This is a genomic window from Pseudomonas sp. W15Feb34 (assembly GCF_023127765.1).
GTDB classification, from domain to species: domain Bacteria; phylum Pseudomonadota; class Gammaproteobacteria; order Pseudomonadales; family Pseudomonadaceae; genus Aquipseudomonas; species Aquipseudomonas synxantha_A.
The window spans coordinates 39,117-63,388 of sequence record NZ_SPKN01000048.1; the positions used below are offsets into that span (position 1 = coordinate 39,117).

At 59.6% G+C, this 24,272-nt stretch carries 20 protein-coding genes; 14 read left to right on the top strand and 6 right to left on the bottom strand.

The window, feature by feature from the left end:
* Window positions 1-17 precede the first annotated feature (17 nt).
* From E4O97_RS25580 to E4O97_RS25600, 5 genes are all read left to right on the top strand, one after another.
* The gene (locus E4O97_RS25580) at window positions 18-968 is read left to right on the top strand and encodes a FecR domain-containing protein (RefSeq protein WP_148854458.1); all 951 of its coding nucleotides are present in this window, start codon (window positions 18-20) and stop codon (window positions 966-968) included.
* Window positions 969-1,065: 97 nt separating this feature from the next.
* A complete protein-coding gene (locus tag E4O97_RS25585; protein WP_248162621.1) occupies window positions 1,066-3,471 on the top strand; it encodes a TonB-dependent receptor in 2,406 nt (801 codons plus the stop codon).
* Between the two features lie 161 nt (window positions 3,472-3,632).
* The gene (locus E4O97_RS25590; protein WP_248089541.1) at window positions 3,633-4,685 is read left to right on the top strand and encodes a type III secretion effector protein; all 1,053 of its coding nucleotides are present in this window, start codon (window positions 3,633-3,635) and stop codon (window positions 4,683-4,685) included.
* Window positions 4,686-4,825: 140 nt separating this feature from the next.
* Entirely contained in the window at window positions 4,826-5,143 is a 318-nt protein-coding gene (locus tag E4O97_RS25595; RefSeq protein WP_032876842.1) for a hypothetical protein, read from the top strand.
* Between the two features lie 419 nt (window positions 5,144-5,562).
* Window positions 5,563-6,225: a type III secretion effector protein gene (locus E4O97_RS25600; protein ID WP_228309674.1), complete on the top strand. Its 663-nt coding sequence runs from the start codon at window positions 5,563-5,565 to the stop codon at window positions 6,223-6,225.
* Window positions 6,226-6,234: 9 nt separating this feature from the next.
* On the opposite strand, the gene E4O97_RS25605 is transcribed toward E4O97_RS25600, so the two are convergent.
* Window positions 6,235-7,386: an MFS transporter gene (locus E4O97_RS25605; protein WP_032876840.1), complete on the bottom strand. Its 1,152-nt coding sequence runs from the start codon at window positions 7,384-7,386 to the stop codon at window positions 6,235-6,237.
* 360 nt (window positions 7,387-7,746) lie between these two features.
* Here E4O97_RS25605 and E4O97_RS25610 point away from each other — a divergent pair, with 360 nt between their 5' ends.
* From E4O97_RS25610 to E4O97_RS25630, 5 genes are all read left to right on the top strand, one after another.
* Window positions 7,747-8,733 carry a diaminopimelate epimerase gene (locus tag E4O97_RS25610; protein ID WP_078820837.1) on the top strand — a complete coding sequence of 329 codons (987 nt, stop codon included), beginning with the start codon at window positions 7,747-7,749 and terminating at the stop codon, window positions 8,731-8,733.
* Window positions 8,734-9,032: 299 nt separating this feature from the next.
* Window positions 9,033-11,048 (top strand): type VI secretion system tip protein TssI/VgrG, encoded by a 2,016-nt coding sequence (tssI, locus tag E4O97_RS25615; protein ID WP_248162625.1) that lies wholly within the window; start codon window positions 9,033-9,035, stop codon window positions 11,046-11,048.
* Window positions 11,048-11,884 (top strand): DUF4123 domain-containing protein, encoded by an 837-nt coding sequence (locus E4O97_RS25620; protein ID WP_078820839.1) that lies wholly within the window; start codon window positions 11,048-11,050, stop codon window positions 11,882-11,884. Before tssI ends, E4O97_RS25620 begins: the two co-directional genes overlap by 1 nt.
* 4 nt (window positions 11,885-11,888) lie before the next feature.
* Window positions 11,889-12,650 (top strand): hypothetical protein, encoded by a 762-nt coding sequence (locus E4O97_RS25625; RefSeq protein ID WP_248162628.1) that lies wholly within the window; start codon window positions 11,889-11,891, stop codon window positions 12,648-12,650.
* A 14-nt stretch (window positions 12,651-12,664) separates the two neighbouring features.
* Complete coding sequence (locus E4O97_RS25630; RefSeq protein ID WP_248162631.1) at window positions 12,665-14,815, top strand: lipase family protein; 2,151 nt, start codon at window positions 12,665-12,667, stop codon at window positions 14,813-14,815.
* A gap of 8 nt (window positions 14,816-14,823) precedes the next feature.
* Here E4O97_RS25630 and codA read toward each other — a convergent pair whose 3' ends face one another.
* The 4 genes from codA to E4O97_RS25650 form a co-directional block, all read right to left on the bottom strand.
* Window positions 14,824-16,059 (bottom strand): cytosine deaminase, encoded by a 1,236-nt coding sequence (gene codA / locus E4O97_RS25635; protein ID WP_032876831.1) that lies wholly within the window; start codon window positions 16,057-16,059, stop codon window positions 14,824-14,826.
* Between the two features lie 50 nt (window positions 16,060-16,109).
* The gene (gene codB, locus E4O97_RS25640; RefSeq protein WP_248162636.1) at window positions 16,110-17,378 is read right to left on the bottom strand and encodes a cytosine permease; all 1,269 of its coding nucleotides are present in this window, start codon (window positions 17,376-17,378) and stop codon (window positions 16,110-16,112) included.
* Between the two features lie 213 nt (window positions 17,379-17,591).
* Window positions 17,592-17,948, bottom strand: a complete 357-nt coding sequence (gene queD, locus E4O97_RS25645; RefSeq protein WP_003190259.1) for a 6-carboxytetrahydropterin synthase QueD — start codon at window positions 17,946-17,948, stop codon at window positions 17,592-17,594.
* Window positions 17,949-18,044: 96 nt separating this feature from the next.
* Complete coding sequence (locus tag E4O97_RS25650) at window positions 18,045-19,124, bottom strand: hypothetical protein (protein WP_078820846.1); 1,080 nt, start codon at window positions 19,122-19,124, stop codon at window positions 18,045-18,047.
* A gap of 159 nt (window positions 19,125-19,283) precedes the next feature.
* Here E4O97_RS25650 and E4O97_RS25655 point away from each other — a divergent pair, with 159 nt between their 5' ends.
* The 4 genes from E4O97_RS25655 to E4O97_RS25670 are packed head-to-tail and all read left to right on the top strand — an operon-like array spanning window position 19,284 to window position 21,875.
* On the top strand, window positions 19,284-19,586 hold the full coding sequence (locus E4O97_RS25655; protein ID WP_005786863.1) for a PepSY domain-containing protein: 303 nt from the start codon (window positions 19,284-19,286) through the stop codon (window positions 19,584-19,586).
* Entirely contained in the window at window positions 19,586-19,897 is a 312-nt protein-coding gene (locus E4O97_RS25660) for a PepSY domain-containing protein (RefSeq protein ID WP_078820847.1), read from the top strand. The genes E4O97_RS25655 and E4O97_RS25660 overlap by 1 nt, the downstream gene beginning before the upstream one ends.
* Window positions 19,897-20,565: a response regulator transcription factor gene (locus tag E4O97_RS25665; RefSeq protein WP_005786867.1), complete on the top strand. Its 669-nt coding sequence runs from the start codon at window positions 19,897-19,899 to the stop codon at window positions 20,563-20,565. Before E4O97_RS25660 ends, E4O97_RS25665 begins: the two co-directional genes overlap by 1 nt.
* Window positions 20,562-21,875, top strand: coding sequence for a sensor histidine kinase (locus E4O97_RS25670; RefSeq protein ID WP_248162639.1), 1,314 nt, complete (start codon window positions 20,562-20,564; stop codon window positions 21,873-21,875). Before E4O97_RS25665 ends, E4O97_RS25670 begins: the two co-directional genes overlap by 4 nt.
* Before the next feature lie 128 nt (window positions 21,876-22,003).
* Here the strand turns inward: E4O97_RS25670 and E4O97_RS25675 are convergent, their stop codons facing one another.
* The gene (locus E4O97_RS25675) at window positions 22,004-24,151 is read right to left on the bottom strand and encodes a methyl-accepting chemotaxis protein (protein WP_248162641.1); all 2,148 of its coding nucleotides are present in this window, start codon (window positions 24,149-24,151) and stop codon (window positions 22,004-22,006) included.
* Between the last annotated feature and the right edge of the window lie 121 nt (window positions 24,152-24,272).

A 24,272-nucleotide genomic window follows, 5' to 3' on the forward strand; every position in this document is an offset into this window, starting at 1 on the left:
AAACAGGATCTTCCACGATGGATAAGCGTGTCCGTGACGAAGCGGCGCAATGGTTTGTGCGCCTGCAAGACGGCCCGTTGAACGCCGAAGAACGGCAACGTTTCGAGGCCTGGCGTGCCGAGCAGCCCGAACACCAATATGAGTTCGATGTGCTGCAAGGGCTGTGGAGCGCCACGGATCTGCTGCCCCAACCCCGTTTGCAGGCTTTGTGCGATGCGCCGGCCGAGCGCCCCAGGGGTGGGGCGGTGTTGCGCTATGCGGTAGCGGCCGGTGTGGTTGCCATTGCCGTGGGCCTGGGTTTGTTCAGCGGGCTGGGCCAGTCCAAGCTCTACAGCGCCGAGTTCACTACCCGGGTGGGCGAGCAGCGCCAGGTGGCCTTGCCAGACGGCTCTGTGATGGACCTCAACAGCCGCAGTGTGGTTGCGGTTCACTACGAAAAAGGTCGGCGGGGCATTGAGCTCAAGCAGGGTGAGGCGATGTTCAGTGTCGAGCACGACGCCAGTCGCCCGTTCGTGGTGGCCGCCGGGGCAGGGCAGGTAACGGTCACCGGCACACGCTTCGATGTGCGTCGCGATGACGACCGCACCCGCGTGGTGGTCGAGACCGGCACCGTCAAGGTGCAGGGACGAGCGTCGGCTCAAGTCGTGACGCTCACCGCCGGCCGGGGCACTCATGTCGATACTCAGGGCGAAGTGGCTGCGGCCTATGCCGTAAACCCTGAAGAGCTGACCGCATGGCGCACCGGCAAACTGGTGTTCAACAACGCTAGCCTGGCCGAAGTGGCGCGGGAAGTGTCGCGTTATCGCGAGCAACCGTTGCGCATCACCACGGCAGCGGTGGGCAACCTGCGTCTGACCAGCGTGTTCAACGCCAGTGACACCGACGCCTTGCTCAAAGCCTTGCCACATATTCTGCCGGTTGCCTTGCGCACCTTGCCGGACGGCAGCCAGGAAATTATTTCACGCTGACATTCAGGTTTTTTTCGCATTGTTCGTCTTCTCCTGCAACTGCAACTGGTTTGCATTAACAGCCGCACATTTTTGCGATCACAGGACTAGGTTCGACGTGAAAAAACTCGCCCTCCACAACAATAAAATCTCCCGCTGGGCGCCTCTCGCCCTGGCTATTGCAGTCAGCATCGCGCTGCCTGCCGCACAGGCTGGCGAGGGCGTTCATATTCGCGCCCAGCCCCTGGGCGCAGCCTTGAGCCAACTGGGCCAGCAGACCTCCCTGCAAGTGTTCTTCAGCCCCGACATGGTCGCCGGCAAGCAAGCCCCAGCAGTGGATGGCAACCTCTCGCCTGAACAAGCCCTGCGCCAATTGCTGCAAGGCAGTGGGCTGGATTACCAGATCGACGTAGGCTCCGTAACCTTGCGCACGCTGAGCTCCGGCACTGGCGAAGCTGGCTCGCCGCTGGAACTGGGCGTCACCGACATCAAGGTGGTGGGCGACTGGCTCGGCGATGCCGATGCCGCCGTGGTGCAAAACCATGCGGGTGCACGCACGGTGGTGCGCCGCGAAGCCATGGTGGAGCAGGGCGCGATGAACGTCGGCGACGTATTGCGCCGCGTGCCTGGCGTGCAGGTACAGGAATCCAATGGCACCGGGGGCAGCGATATTTCTCTCAACGTCGGCGTACGCGGCTTGACCTCACGCCTGTCGCCACGCTCCACCGTGCTGATTGACGGCGTACCGGCAGCCTTCGCCCCGTACGGCCAGCCGCAACTGTCGATGGCGCCCATTTCCGCCGGTAACCTTGACAGCATCGACGTCGTGCGTGGTGCCGGGTCCGTGCGCTATGGCCCGCAGAACGTCGGCGGCGTGATCAATTTCGTGACCCGCGCCATCCCGGAAAAATTCTCCGGGGAAGTCGGCACTACCCTGCAAACGTCCGCCCACGGTGGCTGGAAGCACGTCGAAAATGCGTTTATCGGCGGCACCGCCGACAACGGCATCGGCGCCGCGCTGCTGTACTCCGGGGTCAATGGCAACGGCTATCGCAACAGCAACAATTCCAACGACATTGACGATGTAATCTTCAAGACCCACTGGGCGCCGACCGATCAAGACGACTTCTCGCTGAACTTCCACTATTACGATGCCAGCGCCGACATGCCCGGCGGCCTGACCCAGGAGCAGTTTGACGCCAACCCGTACCAGTCGGTGCGCGACTGGGACAACTTCAGCGGCCGCCGCAAGGACGTGTCCTTCAAGTACATCCGCCAGATTGACGACCGTACCCAGGCTGAAGTGCTGACCTACTATTCCGACAGCTTCCGAGGCAGCAACATCGCCAACCGCGATCTGAAAACCCTCAGTTCCTACCCACGCACCTACTACACCTTCGGCATCGAGCCACGGGTGTCCCATGTGTTCGATGTGGGCCCCAGCATGCAGGAAGTCAGCGTTGGCTACCGCTACTTGAAGGAAGGCATGCACGAGCAGGCCACCAGCCTTAACCTGGTCAACAACGTACCCACGCCAGGTGGGCAGAGCGACGGCCACGTTTATCAAGACCGCACCGGCGGCACCGAAGCCAGCGCTTTCTACATCGACAACAAAATCGACATCGGCCAGTGGACCATCACGCCGGGCATCCGCTTTGAAGACATCCGCACCGAATGGCATGACCGCCCGGTAGTGGCCTTGAACGGCAAGCGTACCGAGGAAAAACGCCGCGAGATTCACAACAATGAACCGCTACCGGCCCTGAGCGTGATGTACCACGTCAGCGACGCATGGAAACTGTTCGCCAACTACGAAACCTCCTTCGGCAGCTTGCAGTATTTCCAGTTGGGGCAGGGTGGTACCGGCAACCAGACCGCCAACGGTCTGAACCCGGAAAAAGCCAAGACCTACGAGATCGGGACGCGCTACAACGACAGCATCTGGGGCGGCGAAGTGACGCTGTTCTACATCGACTTCTCGGATGAACTGCAATACGTCAGCAATGACGTAGGCTGGACCAACCTCGGCGCCACCAAGCACGCCGGTATCGAAGCGTCGGCCCACTACGACCTGTCCAATCTTGACCCGCGCCTCGACGGTCTGACCGCCAACGCCGGCTTTACCTACACCAAGGCCACCTCCGAGGGCGACGTACCGTTCAAGGGCCGCGATCTGCCGCTGTATTCCCGTGAAGTGGCGACCCTGGGCCTGCGTTACGATGTCAATCACTGGACGCACAACCTGGACGTCTATGCTCAGTCTGGCCAGCGTGCGCCAGGCACCGGCACCACCTATATCACCCAAGGCACCGCTGACGGCCAGTACGGTGATATTCCGGGTTATGTTTCGGTCAACGTGCGCAGCGGTTATGACTTCGGTGCGCAACTGTCGAACCTGAAACTTGGCGTGGGGGTGAAAAACCTCTTCGACCAGCAACATTACACACGCTCCAGCGACAATAACGCCGGGATATACCTGGGCGAGCCGCGCACGTTCTTCGTACAGGCAAGCGTTGGATTCTGATCTTCGGTTGATGGCAATAATCGCAGCCCAAGGGTTGCGATTTTTTTTGCCCGCGCCCGGCGTAATGCAAGCCTGCCTGATCTGTTTCCTACACCGTCAAAGCACGTATTGTTGCTGCGTCAGGAACTGTTTCCGACACAAAACCACACATGGGAAAGCTGATGGGCTTCGACACTGCGTTGGAGCGACAAGCTGAAATCGCGCCTACTGCAATGGAGAAACCTATGTCTGTATCGATGGATACATCCGTCTCTGCTTCAACAACGCCAGACCGTTCACAAGTCACTGGCAAGGCTGTCGTCAAAAACACTCGCGAGGCACCTGCTGCGCCTTCTTTCAATGATCAGCGTGCTGCCCATGTCAACTTCCCGACCACGCAAAACAAGGCCGGGCCGGTGTTCGATCACCATCAGCCGGCAACAACCGCGGCTGATGTGCTTGGCCATCAACACAACCCTCCCGGGCTGCATCACTTACTGAGCCAACTCAAGCGCTGGCTCAGTCATTGGTTTCTGGGGCATCGGCCGCCCATGCATCCGGGCTGCAGCAACCCGCCGCCAAGGCCCAACCCCGGGGCAAGCAATCCACCGCCGCGCCCCGACCCTACTGCAGGGGGTAGGCCTTATCCGGTCGCCCCCGGCAGGCCGGATCCGCAATACTCATTAAAGAGTAACGAAGAGTTGGCGCAGCAATTGCGCGACAGCTTCAACGCGTTTAGAGATCCAAATAACCCTGGGTCTATCAGCGTTGACAGCATTCTTGCGATGGCGAAACGAGGATGGTCACCTAACCCGGTCATGAGGGAAAACGCCCGCTTGGCCAATGAGCTGCTGCGACGTCCGGAGCTGATGGCGGCGCTTGACCGGGACGGTCGCACCGGTGCGTTGAATGATCTTATTGATTGGAAAAGCCTGAACGCGGTTATCCAGGGAGATAACTACTTCAAGTACAAGACTGACAAGGAATTGGCCGCTGAAATGCTCGAGCATTTCGATGAACTCAAGGATGGGAGCGGCGGGCCACACCTGAAATTCAAAGACTTGAGGAAACTCGCAAGTCAGGAGCTCACAGGCGATGCAGCCAAGGATCACCTGATCCAATTGGCCCAGGCAGTCATGAAACGGGGCGACCTGCTCAAACTGTTGGATAACCTCGTCAGTGCCGACGGTGATGGAAAGATCCGTCGCAAAGCATTGGCCTTACTGTCGCAATAACCCGCCTTCAGGCGCTGTGCTGCGAAAACGGCGCCTGATTCAATCATTTAAGGAACGGCTTACGCTTATTTGCCACATAGGTGGTAACTGCGGTGGTGCATTGGCCCACTGCTTTTCAGATTTCGCCTGAGGGAAAACACATGACTTCAACTTCGTTTAATTCCTCCCAATCCTGCCGCCTTGAACTTCTGCAAAACACCCAGCAAGTAAACCCTGCGCTGTCCGAGAAGGGCGGAGTATCAGAAGGTATGCCCACTGCCGCGCAGGAATATGTGGCCCAAGCCCGCCGCATGAAAGCGTTTGCCGGCGAGCGAAAATTTCAGGCGCCCGTTGCGGATGATTTTTCCCGGGGCATGTTGGCTGACCGCCAGGTCCCAGTGGCCCGCGCTGATTCACTGAAAAGCACCGGGCTGATCAATAGCCTGGCGACGTGGTGGCGTAGTCGAAAGTCAGGTTGATGCTGCCTTGCCTGGGCTTTTACATATTGTCATTGGTATTCGCTGCTCATCCGGAACTGCCGTCTCCCTCCAACCACACATGAGGTGCTTGTCCGAGTGGAATCCATTCGTTGATCTTGTCATTCCGACACAGGTCACCAAGCGGATATGCATCTGAATAGAGTTGGAGAAAACCCATGAAAATCGAGGGTGTACTACCTCCCGGCCGGCCTCTCGCCCCTGGCGGGTCAGCTGCGCGAGCAACGACGCTATCACCGGTCACTTGGCAGGAAGCTTCTTCCGTGCCGGAGCGAGGGATCTTTCGCCAGCCCACTCTTTTGCGCGGAACGTTATCCGCTCTAAGTCATCGAGACCTACAGAACTTCCCCGCTGAACGGGCGAGCAGTTCCCTGCCGGGTGAAACTTCAACGGACAAGCAGTTGGCAAAGGCCCTTGAAAAAGCCTTTGGCCTGTTGCACCCCTTCCTTAATGAGGGGCGCTTGACCTGGATGTCATTGCAGCGGATCGCCGCTCAACCCATGGGTGAAAACGAGGCACTGGACGGCGCCATTCAGGTCGTCAGGGAAATTCTCAAGCGTGCGCGGTTAAGCGACACCATCTTCAGCCGCGACGGCGATATCACGCGTGACAGCCTCAGTGCGGCAGCCCAGGCTTTGCATGGCAACAGCTCGGCGAGTGTGTTCAGCCAGGATCCGTTTCATACCCATGGCAACGCGCAAGTGGTGCAAGCGCTGCAAAGCCAGTTTGAACAGTTGAGAGACAAGACAATGGACCGCACCTTCCTGTTCGAACAACACCAGTACGTTGAGATTGCCAAGCTCAAGGCGGTCATGCAGGACCCTTACGAAGTTGATCAGAAGGGCAGCCCTGTACTGGATACGTCTACCGGCATGCCCAGGCCCCAATACAGTGAGTTGTGTGTCTACACGGCGAAGAACATTATCGAACGCCCAGGTTTGCTGCCTTCATTGGAACGTGCCAACGGCACACGACTGTTTGGCCCACCCCACAAAGAGGGTTGGCTGAGCAACAAAAGCCTCGAGCGCTGGCGGGAGCAGGACGATGCTCGCAAAGCGCGCTGACTGCCGGGCCTATACCTTGAGGATTTTGCCGCTGATGGCCACGGCCGCCAGCAACACCGCAATCAATACAAAGGCGGTGCTCAGGCTGCTGCCATGGGCGATAAAGCCGATTACCGCAGGGCCGGCGAGAATGCCGGCATAACCGAGCGTGGTGATGGCCGGCACCGCAATATGCTCCGGCATGACCTTTTGTTTGCCGACGGCGGTGTACAGCACCGGCACGATATTCGAACACCCGGCACCCACCAATGCGTATCCAAGCAATGCAGTTTCCCAGGCGGGTAATAGCGTCGCGATGAGCAGGCCGACACACGCCAAGGTGCCCCCGATCACGATCACTCGCGTTGCCCCCAGGCGTCGGACAATGGCATCACCGGTCAAACGCCCAGCGGTCATGGTCAAGGCAAATGCCGCGTAGCCAAGGCCGGCGTAAGCTTCATCCAGGCCGCGCTCGGCACTGAGGAATACAGCACTCCAATCCAGCACGGCACCTTCGGCCAGGAACACGATGAAACACAGGCAACCGATAAACAACACCACACCATGTGGCACCGCAAAAGCCGGGCCGGAGCTTTCACTGCCATAAGGCAGGAGGTGCGGTGCGGCCTTGAGCAGCGCCACAACCATGATAGCCACCACTACCAGCGTCGCCTGCAGTGGCGACAGGCCCAGGCCCAGCAACCCGGCAACCCCCGCTGCGCCGACGATGCCCCCCAGGCTGAATAAACCATGGAAGCCCGACATCATGGTTTTACCACTGGCGCGCTCGACAATCACCGCTTGCAGATTGACGGTGGAATCCACGGTGCCCAGGCCCGCGCCGAACAGGAACAACCCTGCGATCAACAAGGGGATCGAACTGACAGTGGCCAGCATCGGCAGGGCCAGGCAGATCATGAGCGTCCCTGCGGTCAGTACGCGACGGCAGCCGTAGCGCGATGCCAAGGCGCCTGCTGCCGGCATCGCGATGATCGAGCCAACTCCCAGGCACAACAGCAGCAGGCCAAGCGTGCCTTCATTCAGATCTGCGCGCGCTTTGGCATACGGCACCAAGGGCGCCCAGGCGGCGATACCGAAGCCGGCGATAAAGAAAGCGATGCGCGTCGACATCTGCTCCAGCCGCCCGGGAATTACGGGCGCAGGGGTGGGGATGGCAGTCATGAAAAGTCCTTGGTTTTGCGTTCATCGAGCGATGTTCAGTGTCACATCCTTGCACATCAGGCCCTCTGGAGCGAGCCGGGTTCCCTTCGCGTTCGGAATCAAAAATACGGATCGAGAAAATTATTTTTACAAAGCCGGAACGCTTTGGTGGCTGATAACCACACAGGAGTGATCGAGCCTGTAGGCGGTGGTCTGGAAGGTGTGTAATCCTCGTGAGGGTGGCTGAACCCCAGGTTTCTTGCGACGGATTACCACCTTCCAGACCACCTCCCACAGGTGGCGGTTCTGTAATACGCTGTCGTTCTGGTAAGCAGGTAACTGAACGGACGGGCCGATGAAAAATTTCAGGCGGGTGTGGTAATGACCCGATTCTACGATGCGCGCGGCAATATCTATGGAGTGGTCAGCCCCACCTATTTACGTGAACTGGGTATTGATGTGCCCAACAATGCCCGCACGGCGGCGATCACGCGCAAGGCGTGGGCGGCGTCGGCTATTGCCTCTGAATGTGGCTGGGGCTTATTGCCTCGTCCGGCTAATACAAAGGCGCACCGCTGCGATGGTTTGTTGGTAGGGCCTTTTCAGGACCAGTCGCCGTTTGATCTGCTGATCATCAATACCGACGGGTCGCTGGCCGAACGCAGTGGCAATGGCCTGACTATTTTTGCTCAGGCGTTGAGCGACCAGGGCTTGATGGCCCAGGGCAGTGAATTGCGGGTATATCACGACAAGCCTGACGCGGTATCGCCCGTGGCCACTTATGTCGAGCCGGCGATGCATGAACGTGAGCAAGGTTTCTGGTTGACCTTGGGCCGACCTGATTTTGGCCCCTTGGCGGTAAGTGCCGCTGGCATAAGCTCCGTGGTCGTGGGCAGTCACCTATTCAGCTGCCTGGCGGCACTGACATCGATTGATTCGCATTGGGGAATTAGCCAGTTCGTCCGGGTGGGTAATCCTCATTGTGTGACGCTGGTCGAGCAAGTGTCGGCATTGCCAGACAACGACACGATGCATCAATCGGTGCTGTTCAATCGGTTGAAAACTATCGCTTTTGCACCGCCCGCAGGTACCGGCCAACCCTGTGCCGGTGGAATCAACCTTCAATGGGCGGCTCGGGACGTTGGCAATCGTGTGATAGCGCGGGTATTTGAGCGAGGGGAGGGGCCCACGGCGTCCTCGGGTACCAGCGCCAGCGCCGTGGCGTGCGCGGCATGGCGCGCGGGTTGGGTTGAGGGGGGAGACATCGCCGTAGTGATGCCGGGTGGCACGGCGCCAGTGCGTTTGCAAACCGAGTCTGGACAGCTGCAGGGTGTCAGTCTTTTTGGGGCGGCGCGACTCATCCCCTGAATTTGGAAGGCTGCTGTCGGCTTGGACAGATGTCAGCTGTTTCTTCGGAACTTGGTTATTCAGATATAAAATCGCGTAAGAATTTTCTTGTTGTTCTTAGATGTCTTATTGGCTGTATGTCTTGCTTTATAAGCGACATTTCCATCCTCGGTGTACGAAACTTCTTTTTTATTGGGTAAGCGCCGAAAAGCGCGGGAAATCGCTAAGCTTTAGTCTGTTCAGGTGCTTTTTTTCGCAATCCATCCGGTATTGGCGAGGGAGAGTCGTTCAGTTGAAAAGTTGATGGCGGGTAACAAAGGATGGTTAACGCGTTTGTTTCGTCACGTTTCAAATTAGTTCTTTCAGGCATAACTACAGACTTTCAGGTAGTGGCATTCAAAGGCACTGAAGCCCTCGATCAGCCTTACTTCATACATGTGCAACTGGTCAGCGAAGACCCTTCCTTCGATTTGGAGGCGCTGCTTCATCAACCCGCCTATCTGGACTTTGGCGAAGCGGAGCAGGGGCTGCATGGGCAGGTCTACGCCATCGGTCGAGGTGACCCTGGCGTGCGGCTCACCCGTTATCACCTGACCCTCGCCCCGCGCCTGGCCTGCCTTGCCCATCGTCGCGACCAGCGGATATTCCAGCAACGCAGCGTGCCGCAGATCATTGCAACGGTCCTTGAACACCACGGGATCCTTGCCGACGCCTATGCCTTCGAGCTTGGACCGGTGGTGTATCCACCGCGGGTGTTTTGCGTGCAGTACAGGGAATCCGACCTGCACTTTATCCAGCGGCTGTGTGAAGAGGAGGGTATTCACTACCATTTTCGCCACAGCGTGGATAACCATCTGCTGGTATTCGGTGACGACCAGACGGTATTTCGACGGCTGGCGGTGCAGCGTTATTGCTCGTCGGGCGATCCGGCGCTCGAGACCCGGGTTGTCCAGCGCTTCGATCGGCGTTTGCAAACACGCAGTCAGCGAACCGTGCGTCGAGACTATGACTTTGAGCATCCTTCGTTTTGCCTGCAAGAACAGGCCGGTGCCAAAACGGCAGAACCATGGGAAGACTATGAATGCCCCGGTGGTTTCACCAGCCGTGCTCGGGGGGCGCAACTGGCGCGGCGTGGCCTGGAGCGCCATCAGCGTGATCGCCATCGGGTGTTGGGCAAAAGCGATCAACCCGCGTTACGCAGTGGTCACTTTCTTGAACTGTGCGGTCACCCGGATCCAGCGTGCAATGACTTATGGTTGCTGACGTCGGTGCGTCATGAGGGCTACCAGCCGCAGGTGTTGGAAGAGTCGGCATTCGAGGCCGGCGGGTTTCAGGGCTATCGCAACCGATTCACTGCAATCCCCTGGCGCGCAGTGCATCGCCCGGCCCTCAAGCACCCCAAGCCGACGATCAGTAGCAGCCAGACCGCAACGGTAACCGGGCCCGTTGGAGAGGACGTGCATTGCGATGCCTATGGCCGGGTGAAGGTGCGCTTTCATTGGGATCGCCTGGACAAAAACGACGATACGAGCAGCTGTTGGCTGCGGGTGGCGTCGGGCTGGGCCGGTGACGGATTTGGCGCGCTGGTCATTCCCCGGGTAGGCATGGAAGTGCTGGTGAGCTTCCTGGAAGGCGACCCGGACCAACCTTTGGTCAACGGCTGCCTGCCCAATGCGTCGCACTTGCCGGCTTACCCCTTGCCACAGCACAAGACACGCACGGTACTGCGCAGCCGCAGCTCCCCAGGCGGTAGCGGTGGCAATGAGCTGCATCTGGAAGACCGCAGTGGCGAAGAGCTCATCTACCTGCGCGCCCAGCGTGACCTGGAACAACGGGTGGGGCATGACAGCCGCCTGGAAGTGGCAGGGGAACGGCATGAAGTCATTCGGGGAACCAGTACGGTTCGATTGGAGAGTGAGGAGCGTCGCCATATTCTCGGTGCTCGCAAGGTCGTGCTCGAGGCGCATGACCACCTCGACGTACAGGGCGATAGCCTGACCCGTGTTGCTCAGACCCTGGTGATCGAAGCCGGGCAACAGGTTCATCTCAAGGCTGGTGCCAACCTGGTGATTGAGGCGGGTGCGCAACTGAGCCTGAAGGCTGGCGGAGAGCACCTGCTGATTCAGGCCGGAGGTATTTTCAGCAGCCGGCCCATCATCCTGGGCGGTTCACCGTCCGCAACGCGCTCGGTAACGCCCCCGCCAGTTGCCCGCGCGCAAATTTCTGCAGCGCAAGGCGTCATCATGGATTTGGCTAAAAAACTGGGTGCGGACTTTTGCCCCCTGTGCGAATGCTGCCGCGAAGGTCAGTGCGATATTGCGGGGAGGGCAGCTTGATGGACAGCCTGGTCACTCGATGGATGGCCCGACAACAGCAACAAGGCTACCACCTATGCCTGATGCTTGAGGGGAGTCATGAGGCTAGCCAACCGCTGCTGGCAGGGCGCGACCTGTCGCGTTATTGCAAGCTCTACAGCGAGACCGATGCGGCGCAGTTGGCGAGTTCTGGCCCGCTGATCCTATTGCTGGAACAAATGAATGAGCCTGCACTGATCGACCTGCTGCAACATCCCGAGTCGAACTGGGGATGGCTCTTTAGCCTATCCGCTGCCGACTTGGCGGGTGCAACGCGACATTGGCGCGACAGGCTGCTGGTGGGGCCGACGGGGCAGCGGGCGCTCTATCGTATTCACGACAACCGCACCCTGGCCCGCGCCTTGCTCCATCTATCAAAGGAGCACTGGCCGGTCTATCTCGGGCCGCTGGTCAGCGTGTGCTATTGGCATGAAGGGCGCTGGCACCAAAGCGAAAACCCTGCTCCGGGCGATTATTCGGCACCGGATCCAGCGCCCTGGCTGGATACGCCAAACCCACAGGCCGAAGCCATCCTGCACGCCAATATCCTGCGTTATCTGCTCGCGGAGCACAGTGAGGACCTGGCGGCATTGGTCGAATTCCAGGACCCCAAGGTCTGGCTCAGCCAAATACTGGAACAGGCGCGGACCTGGCAATGGCGCAGCCCCGAGCAGTTGGCGTTCCTGGTGGTGCGCCGGTTGGAAGAGACGATCCGAAGCAGCGTTATTCATTGGCCGCCTCGGGCTGGGGAAACACCTGAAGTGCATTTTGACCGGGTCGTGGAGCAGTGGCACAGGGAGGTGGGAAACGGTGAGTAGGTGGATGGCAGCGGTGTTGCTTGTTCTTGGGGGCGCGGGGAATCCGGGGTGCGCGGGGCGGGTGGTGGATAGTTTTACATTGGAGGTGGATTTGCCGGCCCAGTTTGAACTTAAAACTGCTGCCAATTACCGACCTGCGACGGGTGAACGCTGCGTTTTACCCAGGCGTCGAGGTAAGAGACCAGAGCGAAAAGTCTTTTTCACGGAATACAAACCGGTAGCGAGCAGGATTAGCTATGAACTGCCGCTGGCTGAAACGGTAGAGGGTTGCCCGTTGGTACTGCGCAGTGTGGAGTTTGGTTTTTATGCGAAGTGGGGCGCGCGGGATACAGATGTGGGGGGGGATGATGCCTATATCTCTATTAGCGATCATCTGGATATACCTGGGATGCAGGAGAAAGGAGTGAAGGAGCTATCAGGTCAGTGTCAATGGTTGTTTCGGACAGTAGGTCCCTTTCATGCAATCAGGAAAATCCTCCAGTGCCGTTCGGTTAATTCGCTAGGACAGTTGCAGACAACACGCGTTGGTGGAACTGCACAGCGCGATCAACTGCGGGGGAGAACCCTCAGGGTGATGCTAAAGATGACTGATGAGGAACGCCCCGCTTTTGGCGATAACTGGGTCGCTGTTCCAGGAGGGTGGAAACGCTGCAAGGGTATAGATTTTGCCGATCTGGATGCTTACTGCAATGGCAATAACACCGATTTCAAGCCAATAAAAATGCCGGATGGCCGCATCTGCAATATTTATCCAACGTGTGAGTGATAAGGAGTTAAGCCATGTATTTGGACGCAAGGACGCGATCCTTTTTCAGCGACAGTGCGCCAGCTTGTTCATTGCGAGGGCACTGGGTCAGCTTTTGCCTGGTCGATGAGCTCGGGGTTGGCGCGACGTATGGCGGCCTGCCATATACCGTCCGCGACAGTGTAGGACAGCAGTACAAGGGTAGATTGAATGGAGAAGGCTTTGCCAAGCTGGAAAATATTAATAGCGGCCCCGTCATCCTTGTTTTTGATGACCTGTATTCAGGAGCAGGGCAGCCATATCGTCGGTTAATGATGCGACCGACCTATCAGCTTCCAGTTACCGAGCTTCAAGTTCGTGCTGAGCAGACTGGATTTGCTATGGCCGATGGGCGTCGCGTTGAGGCTAATCCTGCACAACAACAAGCCAACCAATTCTACCAAGTCGAAGTCAGGGATCTAGTACGCCATGTTGCCCACTTACCTGCGATAACGCCTCGTGCCCATAGTCCCAAACGTCATGTACTGAAAATGATGGCCGACCTTGGATTCGGCCCACCCGAGCCAACGTTGTCAGGTATCGTACTGTTCCCCAACAACCACACTGTCCTCGAAGTACGACCACTACGGGCGTTGCGCCCAATGCTATGTATTGAAGACAGATTCAGTGCCCTGAACCTGTACCAGCTCGCATTGTTTGCCGCGTTGAGTTATTGCGATTTTGGGCAGGAACCCTCAGAAAGGCCTTTGCATGAAGTCCGGTTTCCGCTCGATCCAAGCGTTGGAAATTTATTCGCTGAACAGCTTTCGTTGTATCACGAAGCCTGGCGAATTGACCCGAAGCAAGTGCAGCGTTTTTATCCGCTCTATGAAGAGGTCCCTTATTCCAGCCGTTTCGAAATCCTGCCATTCGATCCTGAGTTGTATCCCCAAAACCGACCGGAACTGAAGGAAGAACAGGAGCACCCTGCGCGCTTGCACTTTTTCGATGACGAAAAATTCGGCACCGACACCCAGGCTTTCATCACTCACCACGATGAGGTAATCCTGATCGCTGTGCGAGGAACCGTCAGCCGTGCCGATGTGCTACGTGACGCAGACGCCCATCAGGTAGCGTTTGCCGAAGGCGTTGGAAAAGTGCATGACGGATTTTATCAAGCCTACCGGGCTATGCGTGATTTCGTATTGCGATACCTTGATCAGTTTCACACCGGCCAACGCATTGTAATTTGCGGCCACAGCCTCGGCGGCGCCATTGCATTGCTGTTGGCCGAAGGACTGCGCCGAACGCCGGACGCCCACTACAACATCCTCCTTTACACCTATGGGGCGCCCCGTGCCGCTGACTCCGAATTCACTGCCGGCGCTTCATCACTGGTCCACCACCGCATCGTCAATCACAACGACCCCGTGCCTAGTGTCCCCGCCCCGTGGATGAACACCACCGCCAAACTCTGGATACCCGGTGCCATCACCTTATTCAGTACTCCTGTACCCGGTGGCCTGTTGTTCGCCGCCGGGTTGGTGCGCATGGGGGGCAACCCCTATCAACATCATGGTGAACAACATCACTTCATGCCGATCACGCTCCCGGATGGCACCCATTCTTCGGTGTTATGGAAGCCGGGCTGTGAGTCCATCGAAGAGGCGGGTTGTAATCGCGCATTGCAACTGCAGGGCGACATGCCCGACCGCGACAATCTATTGAGGCAGCTTTTTCAGGCCGGTCAACACTTCATGACCACCAGCTACATCCCTGCGGCCTGGGCTACATTGCGGCGCTGGCAACAAACCCTGGATAGCCAAGGCCCCTTGGTGACTCCAAGGGAGTTTGAGCTGCTCGACCAGGCTCTTGAGGACATGCGCGCGCAACTGCGGGCCAAACGGCGTGACCTCGCCCGTCTACGCCCTGCCAATGATCGCAGCTATGAAACCAACGATGCCTTGAACGCCGAGATCGACCGTTTGCACACCAGCCGTGAGCGTCTGGCCAGCCTGCGCTGGCGTCGCCTTCAAGCCCGCGATGTCTACGGCAGTCATGCGGAGGCTGCGCACCTGCACGCCTGCCTCAAACGCTGGTTCAGCCACCGTGAGAATCGCGAGCCTGCTCAATTTGCCAGCATCCCACCGCCTTCCCACGATGATCTGGCAAGGGCGCAAACACTGGATATCGACTCCATCGTCTAGCCACCGGGTTACATAAACTCCACCTGTGCCGGTTGCCGCTTCATCAGCACCTTGCCATTGCGGATCGAGTACAGCGGCAGGCCCTGGCTACGAATGACTTCGTAGTCGCTGTCGGCCGACAGGATCAGCAGGTTGGCAGGGCGGCCGGCTTCCAGACCGTAGCGGTCACCCAGGGCCATGGCCTTGGCACTGTTGTCGGTGACCAGGTCCAGCGCGCTTTGCAGGTTGCGGTAGCCGAGCATATGGCAGATGTGCAGGCCGGCTTCCAGCACGCGCAGGATGTTGCCATTACCCAACGGGTACCAGGGATCGACGATGGAGTCCTGGCCGAAACACACGTTCATGCCGGCTTCGAGCAACTCGTTGACACGGGTGACGCCGCGGCGTTTCGGGAAGCTGTCGAAGCGGCCTTGCAGGTGGATGCTTTCGGTGGGGCAAGACACAAAGCTGATGCCGGAATGCCCCAGCAGGCGAAACAGTTTGGCGCAGTACGCGTTGTCGTAGGAGCCCATGGCGGTGGTGTGGCTGGCGGTGACGCGGGTGCCCATGTCGCGGCTGCGGGCTTCTTCGGCAAGTACTTCGAGAAAGCGTGAGTGAGGGTCATCGGTTTCGTCACAATGCACGTCCACCAGGCAACCGGTGCGTTCGGCCAGGTCCATGAGGAACTTCACCGAACTGACCCCTTGATCGCGGGTGTATTCGAAGTGGGGGATGCCGCCGATTACGTCGGCGCCCAGGCGAATGGCTTCCTCCATCAACTCGCGGCCATTGCGGAACGACTCGATGCCCTCCTGGGGGAAGGCAACAATTTGCAGGTCGATCAGGTGCGTGCTTTCTTCACGCACTTGCAGCATGGCTTTGAGCGCGGTGAGGTCCGGGTCGGTGACGTCGACATGTGTGCGCACATGCTGGATACCGTGGGCGGCGAGGGCCTGGATGGTTTTTTTGGCCCGGGCCTTGGTGTCTTCCTGGGTAATGGTGGCCTTGCGTTCCCCCCAGCACTCGATCCCCTCGAACAGCGTACCGCTCATGTTCCAGCGCGGTTCGCCGGCAGTGAGCGTGGCATCAAGGTGGATGTGGGGTTCGACGAAAGGCGGTATCACCAGGTTGCCGGCGGCGTCCAGATCGCCGGCCGCGAGCGTGGGAACGCTGGTTTGCGCAGTAATACTGGCGATCCGGCCGTGTTCCAGGTGCAGATCATGCAAGCCTTCACGGTTGCGCAGGCGGGCATTGATGATGTGCATGGTCAAGTTCCTCTTGGCTAAAAACAATCAGGCAGGCAGCCGCCGGATCCTCAAGGCGATATCGATGCCCCGGCGGTCATGATGCGTAGTATGGCGCTGAGCAACACGTAGGTCAGCGATGCGGCAACAATTCCCACCAGCGGCGCGACCCATGGCGAATTGAACGCCAGTACGGTACCCACCCCATACGCTACCAGACCCGGCCAGTTGAATGCCGGCAGGCGAGCATCCGCCAGGCGCGGGTATTGGCCCCCATAACGATAGAAGAAGTCCGCCATGATCACCCCGCCAATGGGCGGGATCACGGTGCCCAGCAGGATCAGGTACGGCACCAGCAGGTCGTACATGCCAAGCAAGGCGAGCAGGGTGCCGATTACTGCACCGGCCAGGGTCACCGTTTTGCGGCGCTGGGTGCGCAGCAGGTTGCAACCGGCGACGGCGAAGTTGTAGATGGTGTTGTCCTGGGTGCTCCAGATATTGAGCAGCAACATCGCCATCGCGGCCATGGCGAAACCTTGCAGCAGTAAAACCTCTACCACATCCGGTTGCTGATAGACGATGGCGCCATAGGCGCCGATCAGCACCATCAGGCCATTGCCGATAAAAAAGCCGATCAGGCTGGCCAGCACCGCGACCTTGGCCGAGCGCGAAAACCGCGTCCAGTTGGTGGCCTGGGTCGCACCGCTGACGAAGGTGCCGAACACCAGGGTAATCGCCGTGGACAAGTCCAACTCTGCGGTCGGCACCACCGCCAGCAGCCCCGGTAGCCCGCCGACCTTCACCGTGGCGACCCACATCGACAGGATCAACAATAACCCCATTGCAGGCACTGCGATCCAGGACAGGATTTCCAGCCCGCGATACCCCACATAGGCAGTGGCGCAGAACAATAAGCCAAACACCATCATCAACCCCAGCACACTGCCTGGGCTCAGTTGGAAATACTTGCCCAATACTACGGCCGCCGTGGCAGTGCCCCAGGCATACCAGCCGATCTGGGTAAAACCGAGGATCAAGTCGCTGAGCTTGCTGCCCACTTCGCCAAAACAGAAACGCCCCATCAACACCGAATTCAGGCCGCTCTTGAACGCGATGTAACCCAGGCCTGCGGCATAGATACCCAACAACAGGTTACCCAGGGCCACGACGCCGAGCATGTCGATGAAACTGAACGCCACCCCCAGCTTGCCGCCGGCAAACATGGTTGCGGTAAAAAAGGTAAAACCCAGCAACACCATGGCCGTGGACGCAAGGCCTTTGCGCGCATGCAGGGGGACTTCGCTGAGGGGGTAATCGTTGCCAGGTGGTTGATGCGTCATGGGGGCTGCTCCCTGAGTAGTGACGCAGCTCGTTTGCATCGTGCGTGCCAACGCAGGGGGTAGATACACATCAGCTAACGGGAGCAAGCGTCTTCAAGTTGCCCCCAGCCCAATCTGGTGCAGAAGCAATGCAGTGGTGAGCCAAACTGGCTCAGTCGAATTCAGTTTGCGAAAAAAAACCACCCGCAGGTGGTTTTTCCAACACGCTACCGCTTACTCGCCGCGATAGATGCAGCCGCTGGTGCAAGTCTCATGGATGCGGATTGCACTGAGCTCCGGCAGCAGAGGTTTCAATTCATTCCAGATCCACTTGGCCAGCACTTCGCTGGTGGGGTTTTCCAGGCCGGGGATGTCATTGAGGTAGTTGTGGTCGAGGCGCTCATAGAGCGGCTTGAAAATCGCCTTGATCTCCGAGAAGTCGCGAATCCAGCCGGTATGGGGATCCAGGTCGCCGCTCAGGTGGATGGCCACCTTGAACGAATGCCCATGCAGGCGCCCGCATTTATGGCCTTCCGGTACGTGGGGCAGGCGGTGGGCGGATTCGAATGTAAATTCCTTGAAGATTTCCACAGTGTTTTCAGCTCGGTCAGGTGTCTGGCAGGCGGCGAGTTTAACAGTTTGATCAACCCTTGCGCATACCGCCCCTCGCCAGCAGGCCCCATGGGGTCAAAGGGCTTGCAAGTGTTCGCCCAATTTACCGTTATCTGCCAATGCCAGGAACTCATCCCCCAGCCGCCGGCTCTCGCTCATCGCGGTTTGCCAATATTTGTTGCGGCTCGGGTCGTCGCCCATAAAGCGCTTGAAGTCACTGCGGTCTGGCAGTTTGCCGTGGGGCAGGCGGGCCAGGTAGTCCCTGGATGGCGCCAGCAACAATACATCCTGCAAGCCTTGCGGGTTGCTGCGTCGCCACGGCAGGCCCTTGTCAAACCAGCCGGGGATGACTCGGTCGGTGAAGTGCGGGTACAGCACGATGTCATCGCCGTGATAGGGCAGGTCGAGGTGGTAGTCCAGCAGGCCGCCGTCGCGGTAGGTGCCGGCCCCGGCGCCGGGCAGGTCGCGCACGCCTTGCATGACCATGGGGATTGAGCCGGATGCCAGTAGCGCCTGGCGCAGGTTGCCCAGTTCCAGGTCGATGAAGCGCGAGGCAAAGTCCTTGAGCGGATGTACCGGCGGCGCCTGGCGCGGGTCGTGGATGATCAGCCGCTCGAAATGCCGCGACAGCCGGGCGCGGCCCCGCAGGTTATCGGCAATTACCGACGACAAGCCCAGCCCCAGCCGCCCACGGTGGTCATCGGCAAGCAGCCCGTGGCTCTTGACCACCATGATGTTCAGCCGGTAGTCGGGGTTGTCCAGCACCCGCGCATCACGGCCGGCCAGCAGGTCATCGAGCATCCGTTGGCAGCTCTGACTGACTTCGGCCATGGTCACGCCCTTGGCGAAGCGCTGCTCGTTATACAAGCGGCCCAGGTCCAGCAAGCCCTGCACCGGGTCGGGCAGGCAGGCGCTGGCAAACCGCCACGAACCAATGGAAGCGCCGATCAGCGCGCGTTCCCTTGGTGCGCGCGGCAACCAGTCACCGAACAGCGCCAAGTCCAGCCCTTGGATACCCAGGGCCTTGGGGCCACCGGCCGCACCGGGGAGGATGCCCACGTCGGCAGGCGCAAGTCCCTGCTCGCGAATACGGCTGAGCGCGCGTTTGCCTGCCTTGAGGGTCAAGGCAGGGAACTTGATATGGATGGCAGTCATACCGGTCTCTGTTGAGGCAAGCGGGGCATTATAGAAAATCTCGCTGGCAGTGGGGAAAACGGTCCGCTTGGAAATTGCCATGGTGGCAATTCAGTTTCAGTTAAGTTGCGACAGGTACCGTGACCGGCGTAGGAAAACATCATGTAACGGAGACTTATCATGAAGCGCCTCACTGTTCTGGGCGCCGCCGCTATCATCATCGTTACGGCGACCCAGGCCGCCGCGGCGGACCCTGACAAGCCACTGATCGTGCCCGCCACTGTTACTATTGTCGCTTTCGATCAATTGGAAGCCACGGCCCTGGCCCTTCACCCCGGTTCGACGCTACTGGACACCGACCTGGATGAGGAATACGGCAAGTACGTCTACGAAGTGGAGCTGCAAGATGCCGACGGCATTGAATGGGACGTTGAATTGAACGCGCTCACCGGGCAGGTTCTCAAGAATCATCAGGATACGTAATGAAGGTAAATTTACGCGTCGGCAGTCGAGTGGCGCTGTTGCTCATGATTTTTTGCTCCAGCCTGGCGGCCCGCGACCTCAACCAGGATGAAGCCCTGGCCCTGCGCCAGCAGGGCGTGATTCTGCCGCTGGAACAGCTGCTGCACCAAGCCATGGCGCGTTATCCCGGCTCGCGGCTGCTGGAGGCCGAGCTGGAAAAGAAACACGGGCAATACGCCTATGAAGTGGAATTGGTGACTACCGAAGGCGTGGTACGCGAGATCAAGCTGGACGCGACCAATGGTGTGTTGATCAAAGATGAGGAAGACTGATGCGCCTGCTTCTGGTGGAAGACAACGTGCCCCTGGCCGACGAACTGCTGGCCGGCCTGCAGCGCCAGGGCTATGCGGTCGACTGGCTGGCCGATGGCCGCGACGCCGTGTATCAAGGGCGCAGCGAGCCGTATGACCTGATCATCCTCGACCTTGGCCTGCCTGGCTTGCCCGGGCTTGAGGTGCTGGCGCAATGGCGGGCCGCCGCGCTGGCCATCCCGGTACTGATCCTCACCGCCCGCGATTCCTGGGCCGAGCGTATCGAAGGGCTCAAGGCCGGAGCCGATGATTACCTGAGCAAACCCTTTCACCCCGAAGAACTGTACCTGCGCATCCAGGCGCTGTTACGCCGCTCCCACGGCCAAGCCAACCAGCCAACGCTGCAAGCCGCCGGCCTGCATCTGGATGAAGGTCGCCAGTGTGTACTGCGCGATGGCGCCGAGATCCAACTGACGGCCGCTGAATTTCGCTTGCTGCGCTATTTCATGCTGCACCCCGAACAGATTCTGTCCAAAAGCCATCTGGCCGAGCATTTATATGACGGCGAGACCGAGCGTGACTCCAATGTACTGGAGGTCCATGTCAACCATCTGCGCCGCAAACTGGGACGCAGCGTGATCGAAACCCGGCGGGGCCAGGGCTACCGATTTGGCGCCACCCCGGCATGAAGTCGATCCAGCGGCGCCTGAGCCTGGGGTTGATCAGCGTGATGGTGATCGTCGGCGTGGTACTGGCGCAGACCAGCCTCTTGCTGTTTGAAGCAGGCTTGCAGCGCTACCTGGAGGCGGGCTTGCGCAACGACAGCGAGAACCTGCTGGTGGCGCTGGTGCGCGGGCCCAACGGCGTCCAGTTGGATGAACAGCGCCTGTCGCCGGCTTATCAGCGGCCGTTCTCCGGGCATTATTTTCGTATCGACTTTGCCGATGTCCATTGGCGCTCCCGTTCACTGTGGGATCAGGAACTGCCCAGGCTCCCGGAGGCGGGGCTCAAGGGCAACCTGCAATTGGGCCCGGAAGGTCAGCAGTTGTTGGTGTTGCGCTCGGACTACAAGCGCTTTGGCAAGTTGATTTCCATCAGCGTGGCGCAGGACTACACACCCGTGCGGGAAAGCTTTCGCCTGATGCGTCAGGTGGGCCTGGTGGTGGGGGGGGTGGCGCTGCTGCTGGTGCTGGTGCTGCAACGGGTCACCGTGCGTCGCGCCTTGCGCCCGCTGGAGACGGCGCGCAACCAGATCGCCCAACTGCAGCAAGGCCAGCGCTCCCAACTCGACACTCAGGTGCCGCAGGAACTGGAACCGCTGGTAGCGCAAATCAACCATTTGCTGGCCCACACTGAAGACAGCCTCAAGCGCTCACGCAATGCCCTCGGCAACCTGGGCCATGCGCTGAAAACCCCTATGGCAGTGCTGTTGAGCGCAGCCTCCAGTGATGCGCTCAAGGATCATCCGCAGTTGAGCCAGTTGTTGCGCGAGCAACTGGAACAGGTGCAGCAGCGCCTCAATCGCGAGCTTAACCGTGCCCGCCTGGCGGGCGATGCGCTGCCGGGTGCACTGTTTGACTGTGAAAAAGAACTACCCGGTTTGTTGGCCACCCTGCGCATGATCCATGGTGAGCACTTGGACCTCGCCTATCATGTCGCGCCGGGTCTGCATTTGCCCTGGGACCGTGAAGACCTGTTGGAACTGCTGGGCAACCTGTTGGACAACGCCTGCAAGTGGGCGGATGCCGAGGTGCGCTTGAGCGTCAGCGAGACGCCCCGGGGCTACGTGTTAGCGGTGGAGGACGACGGTCCGGGCATTCCTCAGGCCCAGCGCGACCAGGTATTCAGCCGCGGCGCACGCCTGGATGAGCAGAGGGTCGGCCATGGCCTGGGATTGGGGATCGTGCGGGACATCGTTGAGGTGTGGGGCGGGGTGTTGCAGTTGCAGGAAAGTGAGCTGGGTGGGCTCAAGGTATTGATCGAGCTACCACGCCGCTAGCACTGACCCACCCCAGTTCAAAAATGTGGGAGCTGGCTTGCCTGCGATAGCATCGACTCGGTTTGCCTGAAATACCGAGGTGTTGCATCGCGGGCAAGCCCGGCTCCCACAGAAAAGCCTGGCTGCATTCAGACCCGAAACTGATCCATCAACCCCTGCTGCTGGTTGGCCAGGCTGTTCAACGCCTGGCTGACCCGCGCCGATTCATTGGCCTGTTCCGACAGCGACTCGGTTACATCGCGAATGGTCGCCACGTTGTTGTTGATCTCTTCGGCCACCGCGCTTTGCTCTTCGGCGGCGCTGGCGATTTGCAGGTTCATGTCGCTGATCACCGTGACGGCGTCGCCAATCTGGCGCAAGGCCGTGACGGCCTGGCCGACTTGTTCGACGCTGCCTTGGGCCTGGCGATAGCTGTTGCCCATGGAGCTGACCACGTCGGTAGTACCGTTTTGCAATTGTTCGATCACCAGGCGGGTTTCTTCCACCGACTCCTGGGTGCGTCGTGCCAGGTTGCGCACTTCGTCGGCGACCACCGCAAAACCTCGCCCGGCCTCGCCGGCACGGGCGGCTTCGATAGCGGCGTTAAGCGCCAACAGGTTGGTCTGCTCGGCGATGCCACGAATCACTTCGAGCACCGAGCCGATCTTCTCGCTGTTAGCGGCCAAGCCTTCCACCTGGGTCATGGCGGTGCTCATATCGGCGGCCAGGTCACCAATGTTGGCGGTGGTGCGGTCTATGACGGTCAAGCCTTCGCGCGTCGCCTGGTCGGCATCCTTCGCAGCTTGGGCCGCCTGAGCGGCACTGCGGGCGACGTCCTGGGCGGTGGCACTCATTTCATGGGACGCGGTGGCCACCTGATCCACCTGGCGATACTGCTGTTCCATGCCGGCACTGGTCTGCGTAGCAATCTCGGCGGACTGGTCGGCGGTGCCGCGGGCGTCCTGCACCGAGCGCTTTACCTCGGCAATGATCGGTTGCAGCTTGTCGAGGAAACGGTTGAACCAGCCAGCCAATTGGCCCAGTTCGTCCTGTTTGCTGTAAGCCAGGCGCCGGGTCAGGTCGCCTTCGCCGCTGGCGATGTCTTCGAGCATATGCGCCACGCCAAGAATCGGCCGAGTCACACTGCGCGCCATCAACCACACCAGCACCAAGCCAACCACAGCGGCCAGCAGGCCCAGGCCCAGTTCCAGCAGGGTGCCCTTGGCATTGTCAGCGTCCAGCTGGGTTTTCAGCGCCTCGGCGGGGGCTACCAGAACTTTTCCCGGTACATCCAGCAATACGCCCCACGACTTGCCCCCTGGGATCGGCGCAAACGGCGCCAGCACCTTGAGTTGCTGGTCGGTGCGCAGGCTGTGGGTCTGGGTGCTGTTGGCCAAGGCACTGACCAACTGCGCACCGCTGGCGGTGTCGACCTGCTCCAGGCGCTGGCTGAGTTTGCCGGCATCCGGGCTGTAGCCGGCCAGCAAGCCGGTGGGGCTGAGGATGCTGACTTGGGTCTGGCCGTCGTACAGCTTCTGGCTGGCCTGTTGGCTCACGGCCTGCAAGCTGTTGAGGTTGATGTCCACCGACAGTGACGCAATGACTTTGCCATTGACCATCAGCGGGAACACGATGCTGGTCATCAGCACGTTCTGGCCGTCGATCACATAGAAATAGGGTTCGATCACACACGGCTTGAGGGTCGTGCGCGGGCAGGTGAACCAGGCGTTGGCTTTTTCACCGCTTGGGCTAATGGAGGTGTCGGTCATGTCGCTTTCAGGCAGCGCCATTGAGGTGATCTTGCCCGGCGTTGGTTGCGACCAATACAGGGCGAACCGGCCTTTGTCATTACTACCCAGTTCCGCCTGGTTGGCGAATAGCTCGTCTTTGCCATCCAGCGCATTGGCTTCGAATACCAGAGACAAACCCAGCAGGTCGGGGTTGGCCTGTAAGGCGGCCTTGACCTGGCGGGTCAGGTCTTCACGGGTGTCGAAGGCATCGAGAAAGCGTTTCTCCGCCTGTTCGCGCAAAAACAGTACCTGGCGGGAAAACCCATGGCCGTATTGGTAGGCATCCATGAACTGCTGGCGAATGCCCAGCGCCTGCACTTCACCTTGGGCCTCAATGCGCGCCTGGGCGGCCTCGTCGAGCATCTTCATGCTGGACGCCTTGACCTGCTCCGAGCTCTGCGCCATGCGATACAGCGACAGACCCACCAGCAGGGTCACGATCCCAAGCAGGCACAGGCCCGCCAGCAGGGTGATTTTCCATTGAATGGAGAGCTGCCTGAGCGACATCGGGACATCCTTACCTGAAAGCACATGGAAACAGCTTATCGGCCGGCGCCCGTGGTTCTTTATTCAAACGCCCCATTTAAACCTCAAAGCGGCGTCGTTTTTTGACATGAGCGCCAGCCTG

Bases quoted from the DNA above. Each gene is read 5' to 3' on its own strand.
- E4O97_RS25580 (WP_148854458.1), top strand. From the start codon at position 18: ATGGATAAGCGTGTCCGTGACGAAGCGGCGCAATGGTTTGTGCGCCTG.
- E4O97_RS25590 (WP_248089541.1), top strand. From the start codon at position 3,633: ATGGGCTTCGACACTGCGTTGGAGCGACAAGCTGAAATCGCGCCTACT.
- E4O97_RS25595 (WP_032876842.1), top strand. From the start codon at position 4,826: ATGACTTCAACTTCGTTTAATTCCTCCCAATCCTGCCGCCTTGAACTT.
- E4O97_RS25605 (WP_032876840.1), bottom strand. From the start codon at position 7,386: ATGACTGCCATCCCCACCCCTGCGCCCGTAATTCCCGGGCGGCTGGAG.
- E4O97_RS25610 (WP_078820837.1), top strand. From the start codon at position 7,747: ATGACCCGATTCTACGATGCGCGCGGCAATATCTATGGAGTGGTCAGC.
- tssI (WP_248162625.1), top strand. From the start codon at position 9,033: ATGGTTAACGCGTTTGTTTCGTCACGTTTCAAATTAGTTCTTTCAGGC.
- E4O97_RS25620 (WP_078820839.1), top strand. From the start codon at position 11,048: ATGGACAGCCTGGTCACTCGATGGATGGCCCGACAACAGCAACAAGGC.
- E4O97_RS25625 (WP_248162628.1), top strand. From the start codon at position 11,889: ATGGCAGCGGTGTTGCTTGTTCTTGGGGGCGCGGGGAATCCGGGGTGC.
- E4O97_RS25630 (WP_248162631.1), top strand. From the start codon at position 12,665: ATGTATTTGGACGCAAGGACGCGATCCTTTTTCAGCGACAGTGCGCCA.
- codA (WP_032876831.1), bottom strand. From the start codon at position 16,059: ATGCACATCATCAATGCCCGCCTGCGCAACCGTGAAGGCTTGCATGAT.
- codB (WP_248162636.1), bottom strand. From the start codon at position 17,378: ATGACGCATCAACCACCTGGCAACGATTACCCCCTCAGCGAAGTCCCC.
- E4O97_RS25650 (WP_078820846.1), bottom strand. From the start codon at position 19,124: ATGACTGCCATCCATATCAAGTTCCCTGCCTTGACCCTCAAGGCAGGC.
- E4O97_RS25655 (WP_005786863.1), top strand. From the start codon at position 19,284: ATGAAGCGCCTCACTGTTCTGGGCGCCGCCGCTATCATCATCGTTACG.
- E4O97_RS25660 (WP_078820847.1), top strand. From the start codon at position 19,586: ATGAAGGTAAATTTACGCGTCGGCAGTCGAGTGGCGCTGTTGCTCATG.
- E4O97_RS25665 (WP_005786867.1), top strand. From the start codon at position 19,897: ATGCGCCTGCTTCTGGTGGAAGACAACGTGCCCCTGGCCGACGAACTG.
- E4O97_RS25670 (WP_248162639.1), top strand. From the start codon at position 20,562: ATGAAGTCGATCCAGCGGCGCCTGAGCCTGGGGTTGATCAGCGTGATG.
- E4O97_RS25675 (WP_248162641.1), bottom strand. From the start codon at position 24,151: ATGTCGCTCAGGCAGCTCTCCATTCAATGGAAAATCACCCTGCTGGCG.